The organism is Pseudomonas sp. E102, assembly GCF_052660185.1.
In genome coordinates this window covers 774102-789020 of sequence record NZ_CP084025.1, presented here as the reverse complement: position 1 = coordinate 789020, position 14919 = coordinate 774102, and the positions used below count along the sequence as shown (strand labels likewise).

General features: G+C 61.3%; 11 protein-coding genes. 4 read left to right on the top strand and 7 right to left on the bottom strand.

Annotated elements, in window-relative coordinates; translation table 11 throughout:
* Positions 1–43: 43 nt before the first annotated feature.
* The 3 genes from DOCECA_RS03835 to DOCECA_RS03825 all read right to left on the bottom strand — a co-directional run bounded on the left by DOCECA_RS03835 (position 44) and on the right by DOCECA_RS03825 (position 2318).
* Positions 44–910, bottom strand: coding sequence for a carboxylate/amino acid/amine transporter (locus DOCECA_RS03835; protein WP_434675211.1), 867 nt, complete (start codon positions 908–910; stop codon positions 44–46).
* Positions 911–1253: 343 nt separating this feature from the next.
* Entirely contained in the window at positions 1254–1853 is a 600-nt protein-coding gene (locus DOCECA_RS03830; RefSeq protein ID WP_434650249.1) for an FMN-dependent NADH-azoreductase, read from the bottom strand.
* Between the two features lie 150 nt (positions 1854–2003).
* Positions 2004–2318 (bottom strand): 3-phosphoglycerate kinase, encoded by a 315-nt coding sequence (locus tag DOCECA_RS03825; RefSeq protein WP_420766660.1) that lies wholly within the window; start codon positions 2316–2318, stop codon positions 2004–2006.
* A gap of 50 nt (positions 2319–2368) precedes the next feature.
* On the opposite strand from DOCECA_RS03825, the gene DOCECA_RS03820 reads away from it, so the two are divergent.
* The 4 genes from DOCECA_RS03820 (at position 2369) to DOCECA_RS03805 (ending at position 6595) form a co-directional block, all read left to right on the top strand.
* Positions 2369–3292, top strand: coding sequence for a LysR family transcriptional regulator (locus DOCECA_RS03820; RefSeq protein WP_256233402.1), 924 nt, complete (start codon positions 2369–2371; stop codon positions 3290–3292).
* Between the two features lie 14 nt (positions 3293–3306).
* The gene (locus DOCECA_RS03815) at positions 3307–4110 is read left to right on the top strand and encodes an alpha/beta fold hydrolase (protein WP_434650247.1); all 804 of its coding nucleotides are present in this window, start codon (positions 3307–3309) and stop codon (positions 4108–4110) included.
* 4 nt (positions 4111–4114) lie between these two features.
* Positions 4115–4678: a peptidylprolyl isomerase gene (locus DOCECA_RS03810; RefSeq protein ID WP_445571465.1), complete on the top strand. Its 564-nt coding sequence runs from the start codon at positions 4115–4117 to the stop codon at positions 4676–4678.
* Between the two features lie 84 nt (positions 4679–4762).
* Entirely contained in the window at positions 4763–6595 is a 1833-nt protein-coding gene (locus DOCECA_RS03805) for an ABC transporter ATP-binding protein (protein WP_445571464.1), read from the top strand.
* Positions 6596–6758: 163 nt separating this feature from the next.
* Here the strand turns inward: DOCECA_RS03805 and DOCECA_RS03800 are convergent, their stop codons facing one another.
* From DOCECA_RS03800 to hrpA, 4 genes are all read right to left on the bottom strand, one after another.
* Entirely contained in the window at positions 6759–7883 is a 1125-nt protein-coding gene (locus DOCECA_RS03800) for a GNAT family N-acetyltransferase (RefSeq protein WP_434610164.1), read from the bottom strand.
* A gap of 140 nt (positions 7884–8023) precedes the next feature.
* The gene (locus tag DOCECA_RS03795) at positions 8024–9334 is read right to left on the bottom strand and encodes an OprO/OprP family phosphate-selective porin (RefSeq protein WP_434562888.1); all 1311 of its coding nucleotides are present in this window, start codon (positions 9332–9334) and stop codon (positions 8024–8026) included.
* Positions 9335–9623: 289 nt separating this feature from the next.
* Complete coding sequence (locus DOCECA_RS03790; protein ID WP_434650244.1) at positions 9624–10745, bottom strand: beta-ketoacyl-ACP synthase III; 1122 nt, start codon at positions 10743–10745, stop codon at positions 9624–9626.
* A 240-nt stretch (positions 10746–10985) separates the two neighbouring features.
* A complete protein-coding gene (gene hrpA, locus DOCECA_RS03785) occupies positions 10986–14897 on the bottom strand; it encodes an ATP-dependent RNA helicase HrpA (RefSeq protein ID WP_445571463.1) in 3912 nt (1303 codons plus the stop codon).
* Between the last annotated feature and the right edge of the window lie 22 nt (positions 14898–14919).

Genomic DNA, 14919 nt, shown 5'->3' with positions numbered 1-14919 from the left:
GACTGGTACAACGCCATCGCGAGCAGGCTCGCTCCCACAGAGGTCAGCGTGTAACGAGCGGTTGGCGAACCCCCAACCGACTGATCCACACCGCCGCCAGTATCACCGAACCACCCAACACCAACCGCCCCAGCGCCTCGTGCTGGTTCCAGATCAGCAGGTTCACCAGCAACCCCACCGGCACGTGCAGGTTATTCATCACCGCCAGCGTGCCGCCGTTGACCAGGCACGCGCCTTTGTTCCACCAGTAGAGGCCCAACGCGGTGGAAACCAGGCCGAGAAAGACCAGCACGCCCCACTGCAACGGCGCTTGCGGCCAGAAGTCGGCTTTGCCGAACAGCAGGAACGCCGGCAACGCCACCATCAATGCACCGAGGTAGAAATAACCGAAACGCCGGTAATGCGGCAGATCGCTTGGGTGACGCGCCACCAAGTGCTTGTAAAGCACCTGCCCGGCCGCGTAGGTGAAGTTGGCCAGTTGCAGCAGCAGGAAACCCATGAAGAAGTCCGGGTTGATCCTGTCATAACGAATCACCGCCGCACCGGCCACGGCCACCAGCGCCGCAATCAATGCCCAGGGATTGAAGCGCCGATTGAGGGCGTCTTCGATCAAGGTCACGTGCAGGGGTGTAAGGATGGTGAACAGCAGCACTTCCGGCACCGTCAACACCCGGAAACTCAGGTAGAGGCAGACGTAGGTCACACCAAACTGCAAGGCACCGATCAAGAGCATGCCGCGCATGAACGACGGCTCGACCTGGCGCCAGCGCGTCAGGGGGATGAACACCAGCCCCGCCAGCACGACCCGCACCAGCACCGCGAAATAACTGTCGACATGCCCCGCCAGGTATTCGCCGATCAGGCTGAAGGAAAACGCCTGGATCAGCGTTACAAAAAGTAGATAGCCCATACCGCCCCTCGTTTTGAATGGCGGCGAAGATAGCGGGTTTTGGTGGTTGTCGCGAATCTCTCCGAACACTGAACCCTGTGGGAGCGAGCTTGCTCGCGATAGCGGCAGGCCGGCCAACATCTACATGGCTGATCCACCGCTATCGCGAGCAAGCTCGCTCCCACATGGGCATTCAGCGAATGGAATATCCCAGACAAAAAAAAGCCCGATCTCGCTTAAGCGTTCAATCGGGCGGGTGCACTCAGGAGCTGTGAAAGTGCGAAGGGAGGTTCGATGCGCAAAACGGTTTGAAGGGAAGCGCCGAGTCACTAGAACACCCGGCGATTATCCGAAGATTAACGGCTCAGGCGACCTGGGAAAGCTTGGCGTTGGCCTGGTTCAAACCCTTCTCCTGGAAGTCGCCGCCCAGGTTCATGCCCTCGGCATGAATGAAGGTCACGTCGTGGATACCGATGAAGCCCATGACCTGGCGCAGGTACGGTTCCTGGTGATCGGTGGCGCCGCCGGCGTGGATGCCGCCGCGAGCGGTGAGCACGAAGGCGCGCTTTTCGGTCAGCAGACCTTGAGGACCGGTGGGGGTGTATTTGAAGGTCACACCAGCACGCAGCACATGGTCGAGCCAGGCTTTCAAAGTGCTGGGAATGGCGAAGTTGTACATCGGCGCCGCCATCACCAGGACGTCGGCGGCCAGCAGCTCGTCAGTCAGTTCGTTGGAGCGTTCCAGCGAAGCGTTCTCGATGTCGTTGCGTTGCTCGGCAGGCTTCATCCAGCCGCCCAGCAGGTTGGCATCCAGGTGCGGCACCGGATTGATTGCCAGGTCGCGGACGCTGATCTCATCGGCCGGGTGCGCGGCTTTCCACTGGCTGATAAACGTTTGGGTCAGTTGACGGGAAACCGAATCTTGCTGGCGGGCGCTGCTTTCGATGATCAGGACGCGGGACATGGCTTGTAGGCTCCATCTGAGAATGTTGTCAGTCGATGGAGTGAAGGTTAAGCGTGATCATATCGATGAAAAAGCGCAAATAATTGCTGCGAACCATCGATATTTTCGTTTATAAGCGGAGCAAGCTTTGTGATGCTGCCCCGCCGCTGGCTATTTCGGCTTGCAGGTCAGCTCGATGCGCAGCTTGATGATGTTGCGGTTGAACTTGGCGGTGGCGTTCTTGAACTTGCCGGCGGCGACTTCGATGTTGCGGGTGCGCGGCGCCTCCGGGCCGTTGCGGAACACTACTTTGCAGGTTGCATCGGTGCTGCCGTAGTTGTTGACCTGGATCGAGCCGATGTCGGCGTCGGTGTCATAGGCGTTGTAGTCGATGCTCAGGCCGTTGAGGTGTTTTTCCACATCGATCGGGTAGGCAAATGCAGTCAGCGGCAGCAGGGCCAGCACCGCACAACAGATTTTTTTCATTCGGCAGTCTCCACCAAGGGACCGCCAGCTTAGGACAAGAGGAGCTCAATATGAAAGCGCCCCGCGTGACCCTTGATCAATGGCGAACGTTGCAGGCGGTGGTGGACCACGGTGGTTTCGCCCAGGCCGCCGAAGTGCTGCACCGCTCGCAATCGTCGGTGAGCTACACCGTGGCTCGCATGCAAGACCAGCTCGGCGTGCCGCTGCTGCGCATCGATGGGCGCAAGGCGGTGCTGACCGAGGCCGGCGGCGTGCTGCTGCGCCGCTCGCGGCAACTGGTGAAGCAGGCCAGCCAACTGGAAGACCTGGCCCACCACATGGAGCAAGGCTGGGAAGCGGAAGTGCGTCTGGTGGTGGATGCGGCCTACCCCAACGCCCGCCTCGTCCGCGCCCTCACGGCATTCATGCCACAAAGCCGGGGCTGCCGGGTGCGCCTGCGTGAAGAAGTGTTGTCGGGCGTCGAAGAAGTGCTGCTCGAAGGCGTGGCCGACCTGGCCATCAGCGGCTTCAGCATCCCTGGTTACCTGGGCGCGGAGTTGAGCGACGTCGAATTCGTCGCGGTGGCCCACCCCGAACATGCCCTGCATCGCCTCAACCGCGAACTGAGCTTCCAGGACCTGGAAAGCCAGCTGCAAGTGGTCATCCGCGACTCCGGTCGCCAGCAGCCCAGGGACGTCGGCTGGCTCGGTGCCGAACAACGCTGGACCGTAGGCAGCCTGGCCACCGCCGCGACGTTTGTCGGCAGCGGCCTGGGGTTCGCCTGGCTGCCGCGGCACATGATCGAACGAGAGCTCAAGGAAGGCTTGCTCAAGCGTCTACCCTTGGAGCAAGGAGGCAGCCGCAACTCGACTTTCTATCTGTTCTCCAACAAGGAAAAACCTCTGGGCCCGGCCACGCAAATCCTCATCGAGCTGCTGCGCACCTTTGATACCGCGCCGCTGGATGCGCCGTTCGCCGCTCCTGAACAAGCCTGACAAGGAACTCGCCGATGGCCTATTTTGCGCACGAAGGTTGCAACCTGCACTATGAGGAATATGGCCACGGCGCGCCCCTGGTGCTGGTCCACGGGTTGGGCTCCAGCACACGGGATTGGGAAAAGCAGATCCCGGTGCTGTCCGCCCGCTATCGCCTGATCGTGTTGGATGTGCGCGGACACGGTCGGTCCGACAAGCCGCGTGAGCGCTACAGCATCGAAGGGTTCAGCGACGACCTGAGCGCCCTGATCGATTACCTCGGCCTGGGCGCGGTGCATCTGGTGGGCTGGTCCATGGGCGGCATGATCTGCTTCCAACTGGCCGTGGACGAACCCGCGCGGGTCAAGAGCCTGTGCATCGTCAACAGCGCCCCGGAGGTCAAGGTCCGCACGCCCGACGATTGCTGGCAATGGTTCAAGCGCTGGAGCCTGATGCGGCTGCTCAGCCTGGAAACCATCGGCAAGGCCCTCGGTGCCAAGCTGTTCCCCAAACCTGAACAAACCGAGTTGCGCCTGGAAATGGCCCGGCGCTGGGCAATGAATGACAAACGTGCTTATCTGGCCAGCTTCGACGCCATTGTCGGCTGGGGCGTACAGGAACGCCTGTCGCAAGTTGTCTGTCCAACCCTCATCATTTGCGCCGACCACGACTACACCCCGGTGGCGCTGAAAGAAGCCTATTCAAAGCGTTTGCCTGACGCACGACTGGCAGTCATCACCGATTCACGGCACGCTACGCCGCTGGATCAACCCGAACGCTTCAACCAAACCCTGCTCGAATTCTTGATCGCAATCGATTCCACTACTCAGGATCACTGAACCCATGCTGAAAAAAATCGCCCTCGCCGCCGGCTCCGTCCTCTTTGCTGCCAACCTGATGGCCGCGCAACCGGCCAAGGCCCCTCACGTATTGCTGGACACCACCAACGGTCAGATTGAAATCGAACTGGACCCGGTCAAGGCCCCTACCAGTACCAAGAATTTTCTTGAGTACGTTGACAGCGGCTTCTACAACAACACGATTTTCCACCGTGTGATCCCGGGCTTCATGGCCCAGGGCGGCGGTTTCACCCAACAGATGCAACAGAAAGACACCAAGGCGCCGATCAAGAACGAAGCCAGCAATGGCCTGCACAACGTACGCGGCACCTTGTCGATGGCCCGCACATCCAACCCGGATTCGGCCACCAGCCAGTTCTTCATCAACGTGGCCGACAACGCCTTCCTGGATCCGGGTCGCGACGCTGGTTACGCGGTGTTCGCCAAGGTGGTCAAGGGGATGGACGTGGTGGACATCATCGTCAACTCCCAGACCACCACCAAGCAAGGCATGCAAAACGTGCCGGTCGACCCTGTGATCATCAAGTCGGCCAAGCGCATCGACTAAACCCACAGGGCAAGCCTGGGCGGCGTCGGCGATCCCGCGCCGCCCACAGCAAAAAAGGAGAGCCCTGCCCGGGCTAGGTACCCCATGGTTTATCGCCGTTTCGAAAAACTGATCGACATCTTCCGCGACGCCCCGACTTCGGCCCCGCCGAACCGCGTCCTGCCCTTTTACACGTATTACCTGAAACAGGTCTGGCCCAGCTTCGCCGTGCTGCTGGTGGTCGGCCTGATCGGCGCGCTGATCGAAGTGGCGCTGTTCAGCTACCTGAGCCGCATCATCGACCTGACCCAGGCCACGCCCAACGCAGAGTTCTTCAAGCTCCACGGCCTCGAACTGGCCTGGATGGCGGTGGTCGCACTGGTTCTGCGGCCGATTTTCGTCGCCCTGCATGACTTGCTGGTTCACCAGACCCTGAGCCCCAGCATGACCAGCCTGATCCGCTGGCAAAACCACAGCTATGTGCTCAAGCAGAGCCTCAACTTCTTCCAGAACGATTTTGCCGGGCGTATCGCCCAACGCATCATGCAGACCGGCAACTCGCTGCGGGACTCGGCGGTGCAGGCCGTGGATGCGTTGTGGCACGTGCTGATCTACGCCGTCAGCTCGCTGGTGCTGTTCGCCGAAGCCGATTGGCGCCTGATGATCCCGCTGTTGATGTGGATCGCCGCCTACATCGGCGCGCTCCATTACTTCGTCCCCCGGGTCAAGGAACGCTCGGTGGTGTCCTCCGATGCCCGTTCAAAGCTCATGGGGCGGATCGTCGATGGCTACACCAACATCACCACCCTGAAGCTGTTCGCCCACACCAACTTCGAACAGCAATACGCTCGAGAAGCCATCGAAGAGCAGACTCAAAAAGCCCAGCTCGCCGGTCGCGTCGTGACCAGCATGGATGTGGTCATCACCAGCATGAACGGGCTGCTGATCGTCGGCACCACAGCCCTGGCGCTGTGGCTGTGGACCCAGTCGCTGATCAGCGTCGGCGCGATTGCACTGGCCACCGGACTGGTGATCCGCATCGTCAACATGTCCGGCTGGATCATGTGGGTGGTCACCGGCATTTTTGAGAATATCGGCATGGTCCAGGACGGCTTGCAGACCATCTCCCAGCCCGTCAGCGTCACCGACCGAGATCAGGCCAAGCCGTTGGCGGTGGCCCAGGGCGAAGTGCGTTTCGAGCAGGTGGATTTTCACTACGGCAAGAAAAGCGGCGTGATCAGCGACCTCAACCTGGTGATCAAGCCGGGCGAGAAAATCGGCCTGATCGGCCCGTCCGGCGCCGGCAAATCGACCTTGGTCAACCTGCTGCTGCGCCTTTATGACGTGCAGGGCGGGCGCATCCTCATCGACGGCCATGACATCGCCCACGTCGGCCAGGAAAGCCTGCGCGCACGCATCGGCATGATCACCCAGGACACGTCGCTGCTGCACCGTTCGATTCGCGACAACCTGCTTTACGGCAAGCCCGACGCCACCGACGCGCAACTCTGGGAAGCGGTACACAAGGCCCGGGCCGATGAATTCATCCCGTTGCTCTCAGACGCTGAGGGCCGCACCGGTTTCGATGCCCACGTGGGCGAGCGCGGCGTGAAGCTCTCTGGCGGCCAGCGTCAGCGCATCGCTATTGCCCGGGTGCTGCTCAAGGACGCGCCAATCCTGATCATGGACGAAGCGACCTCCGCGCTGGACTCGGAAGTCGAGGCGGCCATCCAGGAAAGCCTCGAGACGCTGATGCAAGGCAAAACCGTGATCGCCATCGCCCACCGCCTCTCCACCATCGCCCGGATGGACCGGCTGGTGGTGCTGGAGAAGGGTCGCATCGCCGAGACCGGCAGCCATGCCGAGTTGCTGGCCCAGGGCGGATTATACGCGCGGCTGTGGCAGCATCAGACGGGTGGGTTCGTCGGGATCGACTGAACCCTGGTTAGGTACAAACCCCCGTGGCGAGGGAGCTTGCTCCCGCTGGGTTGCGTAGCAGCCCCAAACTGTATCTGGCACTGCGATGTGTCAGATACACCGCAGGGGCCTGCTGCGCAGTCCAGCGGGAGCAAGCTCCCTCGCCACCAAGTGTCAGACATCCTCAGCACTGCCGATAAGGCAGTGCCGTTTTCGCTTCTTCGGCATACGCCATCACGCCCTCCTGCTCGCGCGCAAGAAAATCCGCCACCGCCGCTTTCAAGCCCGGATGGCGAAGGTAGTGCCATGAACGGGTGATCACCGGTTCGAAGCCGCGAATCAACTTGTGCTCACCCTGGGCCCCGGCGTCAAAACGCTGCACGCCGTTGGCAATCGCGTAGTCCATGCCTTGGTAGAAACACGTCTCGAAATGCAGCCGATCGAACTCTGCCAGGCAGCCCCAATAACGCCCATAAAAACTGTCGCCCGCCAACAGGCTGAACGCCATCGCCACCGGCCGTGAACCTTGCTTGGCCAGTACCACGCGAATGGCCTCGGGCATGCGCTCGGCCAGCAGGCTGAAAAAAGCACGGGTCAGATAAGGCGCCTGCCGACGCACCGCGTAGGTATTGGCGTAACAGGCATAGACAAAATCCCACTGCGCCTCGTCCAATTGATGGCCTTCCAGCCATTCGAAATCAATGCCCTGCCCCGCCACCTGCTCGCGCTCCTTGCGCATCTGCTTGCGCTTGCGGGAACTGAGCGCGTCAAGGAAATCCTGGAAATCCCGATAGCCGCGATTCTGCCAGTGGTACTGGCAACCGATTCGCTGCAACCAGCCCTCCTGCCTGGCCAATGCCTCGTCGGTGAAGGCGTCGGTGAAGTTGATGTGGGCGCTGGATAGCCCTTCGATCTCCAGATAGCCCGGCAGGCTGCCCAGCAGTTCCAAGCCATCCTCAACACGCGCCGTCAGCAGTCGCGGGCCGCTCACCGGACTGAATGGCACCGCCGTCAGTAGCTTGGGGTAATAGTCGATGCCGGCCCGGGCACAAGCGTCGGCCCAGCCATGATCGAACACGTACTCACCGTAGGAATGCCACTTGCGATAGCTGGGCAAAGCCGCCAGCAGCCGCCCCTCTTCAAGGTGCAGCAGATGCTCGGGCTGCCACCCGGAATGCGAACCCAGGCTGGCGCTGTCTTCCAGGGCGGTGAGAAAAGCGTGGCGCAAGAAGGGTTGATTGACGGGCACCAGCGCGTCCCACTCATGTGGCGCGATGGCGGACAGGCTGTCCAAGACGTGAAGCGGCATGCGGTTCCCCGATATCCAGACGACGGATTGGGCGAGTATCGCCGATCCGAATCGCAAGGGGATAAAAAAACCCCGCCAGAGGCGGGGTTCAAAGGAGCTGTAACGGATGAAAGTGCAGCGGTGTATCAGGTCAAAAGGGCTTAGAACACGTACTGGGCACGGACTACGAAACCGTCGCCATCATCATCGCCATTGGCGTTGGTGACTTTATCGGTCTTGGCCTTGACGTAGGCACCGGTGATTTTCACCGCTTCGTTGGCGTACCAGTTCACTCCCAGGTTGTGCACCTTGGCTTCGGCATCGCCCACTTCGCGGGTCGCCGAGGCGGTGGTGATGTTGTCGTCTTCGACGGTCATGCTGTCGAAGCGGTAGAACACTTCCCAAGCGCCGATGGATTTGTTCTGAGGCTTGATGGCGTCGAATTTGCCGAGTTTATAACCACGGGATTCACCAGTGAGGGTGTAGGCACCCTGGACGTAGAAGCCGTGACCTTTTAGGTCTTCGAAGGCGTCGCTGTCAGCCTTGGTCTTGCGGGAGATGTATTCACCCTGGATAGACGCTGGGCCCATGGCGAAAGCGGCTTCCAGACCGAAGGCAGTGTCGGTGTCGTAGGAACCGGCCGGCGAGTTGTTGGCGCCGCCCAGGACCGGACGGTTGCCGTTAGGGCCGGCGTCATTGCCGCCCAGGGTTTCAACGCCACGCATGCCCAGACGGGAGCGATAACGAGCGTCGAATGCGGTGTCCGAAACGTCACGCGAGGCCACGTTCAAACCGAAGTGCAGCACGTTGCCAGCTTCGTGCATCGGGGCGAACACGAAACGACCATTGGCTTGCTTGATGCTGTTGCCGTCGGTGTCGTCGGTGTCTTTGCTGAACACACCGGCCGAGACGTAGAACGAATCAGCGAAGACGCCGGATGCTTGCAGGCCCAGGCCGTTCTGGTGGCCGTTGGCCCAGTCGATCAGGTCGTAGGCGGCATTACGCTCAGGTGCGGTGACCCATTTGGAGCTGGTGGCTTTTTCAAGGCCGAAATCCGGGTCGAAACGGCCGACCTTGATCGAAACCGGCTTGAAGCCGTTGTAGGCCAAGGAAGCTTCGTCGAAGTAGCCGTTATCGGAATCGCCGCTGTTGTGGGAGAAATCGTAGTTGATGGTGTAGGCCCAGTCCGTGTACAGCACACCGGACAACTCCAGGAAGCCACGGCGGATGTAAGCGGCATCGGCTTTGTCACCGTTGTCGGTGTAGATGCCATCGAACTGGCTGTAGTCAGCCTGCAAACGACCGCCGAGCTTGAAGCTGAACTCTTTGTCAGTGGTAGCGACCTCCAGGCCGCCCTTGGTCTTGACCACGATATCGGCGCCGTCAGTGGTCACGGTGCCGGCGAAAGCCTGGGCGGTTACTGCCATTGCCAGAGCGCTGGCGGCAAAACCTGCGAAGTGCTTACGGATCATCGAAGAATTCCCCTAGTTGGTAGTCTATGCGTTAGAAAACACGCGGAACTGGGCCCGCTGGTGTTGGGAGGGGATCTTGGCGATGGGGTGTGTCAGGCAAGTTGCTATCACATAAAGATTTTATGACAGCGGAACTTTTTACTTCGAAAGGGAATAACAGAAATGCCACAAAAATGTGGGAGCGAGCCTGCTCGCGAAGGCGGTGGATCAGTCAAATTCAAGTTGACAGATCTTCCGCCTTCGCGAGCAGGCTCGCTCCCACAGGAGTTTTTTTACATTGAACGAGAGATCAACGCTTGCGCAGGATCACGCTGCCGATCGAATAGCCGGCGCCAAACGAGCTGAGCACCGCGACGGAGCCGCTGGGCAGGTCGTCCTGATACAGGTGGAACGAAATCACCGAGCCGGCCGAGCTGGTGTTGGCGTAGCGGTCGAGGATCACCGGGGCTTCCTCTTCGCTGGCCTCGCGTCCCAGCAACTTGCGCACGATCAGCTGGTTCATGCTCAGGTTGGCCTGATGCAGCCAGAATCGCTTCACTTCGCCGACGTTCAGCTGGTTTTCCTCCAGGTGGGCGCCGATCAGTTCAGCGACCATCGGGCAGACGTCACGGAACACCTTGCGACCTTCCTGGACGAACAGTTTGTCCCGGCTGCCAACGCCCTCTTCCGCCGCACGGTTGAGGAAACCGAAGTTGTTGCGGATGTTGTTGGAGAACTTGGTAAGCAGCTTGGTGCTGACCACATCGAACTGATACGGCGACGTGGCCTGGTCCGCCCGCTCGATGATCACGGCGGTGGCCGCGTCGCCGAAGATGAAGTGGCTGTCGCGGTCACGGAAATTCAGGTGGCCTGTGCAGACTTCCGGGTTGACCATGAGGATCGCCCGGGCCTGGCCCAGTTGAACGCTGTTGGCGGCGGCCTGGATGCCGAACGTCGCCGAAGAACAGGCCACGTTCATGTCGAAACCGAAACCTTCGATGCCCAGGGCTTCCTGAACTTCGATGGCGATGGCCGGGTAAGGACGCTGCAAGTTCGAACAGGCCACGATCACGCCGTCGATGTCGGCGGCGGTGCGACCGGCGCGTTCCAGGGCCTGCTTCGCCGCGCCGACGGCCATTTCGCAGAGCACCGACCACTCGTCATTGGAGCGCTCGGGCAGGCGCGGCGTCATGCGTTGTGGGTCGAGGATGCCGTCCTTGTCCATGACAAAGCGGCTCTTGATGCCCGACGCCTTCTCGATGAACGCGGCGTTGGATTCGGTCAATGCTTGCACTTCGCCGCGCTCGATGGCCTCGGCGTTATCGGCGTTGAACTGCGCGACGTAAGTATTGAAGGATTGCACCAGCTCTTCGTTGGAGATGCTGTTGGCCGGGGTGTACAGGCCGGTGCCGCTGATGACGACGTTATGCATGGTCGTGTCTCTATTCTGTTCAGGCAGAAAGTATTGGCACCGACGTACCAACACGCAAAGGGGCTTTTCCCATCCCGGGGAAGCAGCCCTGGCATCGCTTTATTCCGATCCGCCCGTGACCTTGAAGAGCAAAACCACGGGACCGGTATTTATAGGCGCGAAGTTTGCCATAAACGCTGGCTTTTGGCCCATGTTCCCTTTTACCAGACAAGAATCCACAGGGAATAGGTGGTGGTCTGATCAACCCTCCACCAACCCCCACTGCTTACCCAGGCGCTTGTCGGAAATCGGCACCTTGGTCCCCAACTGCTGGGCGAACAGCGACACGCGGTATTCCTCCAGCCACCAACGGTAGAGCTCCAGTTGCGGGTCGCGCTTGCCTTCCTGGGCGTGTTTGCTGGCGCGGGCCTGGTATTGAGCCCAGAGATTGGAGAGCTCGCCGCTCCAGACCCGGTCCTTCTGGACCTGGCTGCCCAGCTTCTCGAAACGTTGCTCGATTGCCTTGAGATAGCGTGGCAGCTCCTTGAGCCATTGATGGGGGGTTTCCCGCACGAAGCCTGGGTACACCAAGTGGCCGAGCTGTTGCTTGATGTCGTTCAGCGCCACGGCCTGGGCCAGGTCGATCTTGCCCTTGAAGCGTTTTTGCAGGCCGTGCCAGAGCTTGAGGATGTCCAGGGTCAGCTTCGCAAGGCGTTCGGCGTGCTCGGTCCAGGCGCCGCGCTTGCGTTCGGCCAGGGCCGCCAGCGCGGCACCGTCACGGGGCAGGCTCGGCTCGCCTTCGAGGATGCAGCTGTCGAGGCTCGCCAGCAGGATGTCTTCCACCAGAGCGTCGACGCGCCCCAATTCACGATAGAGCAGGCCCAACTCCGTCAATCCCGGCAGCTTGCCACGGAGGAATTTCGCCGTTTCGGCCAATTGCTGCATGAGCAAACGCTGCAAGGCACGACGGTGCTGGAACTCGGCTTCGGCCGGGGTCGGGAAGCGCCCCTCCTTGACCACGCCGCCCTCTTCCACCAACGCCGGGTACACCGTCATCGACAACCCGGCGATCTTCTGCTGGGTTTTCTCGGCCACCGGTGCGAAGACTTTCGCCTCCACCGGTTCCTGGCTCTTGGCTGTTTGCGGCACGGCCAAGGCGGCCTGGCTGGCCTCGGCAAAACGCGCCGTCAGCTCGGCCAGGTCGCGGCCTTCACCGAGGAACTTGCCCTGACCATCGACGATTTCCAGGTTCATGCGCAAATGGCTTTCTACCTGCTGCGCCGCTTCCGCCCAGGCGTCATCGCTGACCCGCGCACCGGTCATGCGCAGCAATTCGCGCCCCAGGGATTGCGGCAACGAACCTTCGGCAAACGTGATGCGTTGCAACGCGGCCTTGACGAAGTCCGGCACCGGCACGAAGTTCTTGCGCAAGGCCTTGGGCAGGTTGCGCACCAGCGCGATGCACTTGGCTTCGATCATCCCCGGCACCAGCCATTCCAGGCGCTCAGGTGGCAGCATCGGCAGCAGCGGCGCCGGTACACGCAACGTGACGCCGTCGCGGGGATGGTTGGGCTCGAAGTGATAGCTTAACGGCAACGTCAAGTCGCCGACGCGCAAGGTGTCGGGGTACTGGTTGGCCGTCACCTCGCTGGCCTCCCGGGCCAGCACGTCTTCTTCGCGCATGATCAACAGCTGCGGATCTTTCTGGCTGTTGATCCGATACCAGCTGTCAAACGTCGCGGTCTGATGAATTTCGGCAGGCAGGCGCGCGTCGTAGAAGGCGAACAGCGTTTCCTCGTCCGCGAGGATGTCGCGGCGACGGGCCTTGGCTTCGAGCTCGTCGAGTTGTTCAAGCAACCGCGTATTGGCGCTCAGGCACTTGGCCTTGGACTGGATCTCGCCACGCACCAGCGCCTCGCGGATGAACAATTCACGGGACACTACCGGGTCCACCGGCCCGTAGTGAACGGGCCGACGACCAACGACGATCAGCCCGAACAAGGTGATCTGCTCATAAGCCACCACTTGCCCGCGCTTCTTCACCCAATGGGGCTCGAAGTGGTTTTTCTTGATCAGGTGCCCCGCCAGCGGTTCGATCCAGTCCGGCTCGATCTTCGCCACCATGCGCGCGTACAACTTGGTGGTTTCCACCAGTTCGGCGGTCATCAGCCACTGCGGACGCTTCTTGCCCAGGCCTGACGATGGATGGACCCAGAAGCGCCGCTGGCGAGCGCCGAGGTAATCGCCGTCTTCGGTTTTCTGGCCGATCTGGCTCAACAGCCCCGAGAGCACCGCCTTGTGCAGTTTCGGGTAATCGGCCGGCTCTTTGTTGAGGCTCAACTGCATGTCGCGGCAGATCAGGCTCAACTGGCGGTGGGAATCACGCCATTCGCGCAGGCGCAGGTAGTTGAGGAAGTTCTTGCGGCACCAGTTGCGCAGCGGGTTGGCGGTCAGGGCTTGGCGCTGTTCTTCGAAACCTCGCCACAGATTGACCAAGCCGGCGAAGTCCGAATCCGCGTCCTTCCATTGGGCGTGAGCCTGGTCGGCGGCCTGTTGGCGCTCGGGCGGACGCTCGCGCGGATCCTGGATCGACATGGCGCTGGCGACAATCAGCACTTCCTGCAGGCTGCCCAGCTTCGCTGCTTCCAACAGCATGCGGCCCATGCGCGGATCCACCGGCAAACGCGCCAATTGCCGACCCAACGGCGTCAATTGGCTGTTTCGATCCACCGCCGACAATTCTTGCAGCAGGTTGAATCCGTCGCTGATGGCCTTGCCGTCCGGCGGCTCGATGAACGGGAAATCGGTGATCTCGCCGAGACGCAGGTGCAGCATCTGCAGGATCACCGCCGCCAGGTTGGTGCGCAGGATTTCCGGATCGGTGAATTCAGGGCGACTGATGAAATCCTCTTCGCTGTACAACCGCACGCAGATCCCCGGCTCGACCCGCCCGCAACGGCCTTTGCGCTGGTTGGCGCTGGCCTGGGATATGGCTTCGATGGGCAGGCGCTGGACCTTCGCGCGATAGCTGTAGCGGCTGATGCGCGCGGTGCCGCTGTCGATTACGTAGCGGATACCCGGCACGGTCAATGAGGTTTCGGCGACGTTGGTGGCCAGCACCACGCGACGGCCCGGGTGGGACTGGAAGATCCGTTGTTGTTCGGCCGGCGACAAGCGCGCGTACAGCGGCAAGATCTCGGTGTGCTTGAGTTGGGCCTTGCGCAGCATTTCCGCGGCGTCGCGAATCTCCCGCTCGCCCGGCAGGAACACCAGCACGTCGCCAGGGCTGCGCCGTTCGCTGCGCTCGTAGGCAGCGATTTCGTCGAGGGTGGCGAGAATCGCCTGGTCGACGGTCAAGTCATCCTCGACCCGGTTACCCTCCTCGTCTTGCTCAAGGGTCAGCGGGCGATACCAGGTTTCCACCGGGAAGGTGCGGCCCGAGACTTCAACGATGGGGGCGTCATCGAAGTGCTTGGAGAAACGCTCCAGGTCGATGGTCGCCGACGTAATGATGACTTTCAGATCGGGGCGACGCGGCAACAGGGTCTTGAGGTAGCCCAGCAGGAAGTCGATATTCAGGCTGCGCTCGTGGGCTTCGTCGACGATGATCGTGTCGTAGCGTTCGAGGTAGCGGTCGTTCTGGGTTTCCGCCAGCAGGATGCCATCGGTCATCAACTTGATGAGCGTGTTGGCGTCGCTCTGGTCCTCGAAACGCACCTGATAACCCACCAGCGCGCCCAGAGGCGTCGCCAGTTCTTCGGCGACACGGCTCGCCACGCTGCGGGCGGCGATGCGGCGTGGCTGGGTGTGGCCGATCAAACCCTGCTGGCCACGGCCGATCTCCAGGCAGATCTTCGGCAACTGGGTGGTTTTGCCCGAGCCGGTTTCGCCGGCGATGATCAGCACCTGATGCTTGAGCAGCGCCTCCTTGATCTCGTCGCGCTTGGCGGCGATCGGCAAGTTGTCGTCGTAGCGAATCGACGGCACGCTCGCCTTGCGCGCCAGCACCAGGTCGCACGACGCTTGCATCCGCGCTACCCACTGGGCCAGCTTGGCCTCGTCGGGCTTCTTGCGCAGCTCGAGCAACTGCCGCCGCAACCGGTGCCGGTCGGCGAGCATGGCGTGATCGAGATTTTTCAGCAGTTTGTCGATAGCGGGGGTTTGGTCAGTCATCAGGTACGCAGGGTTCGTCGGT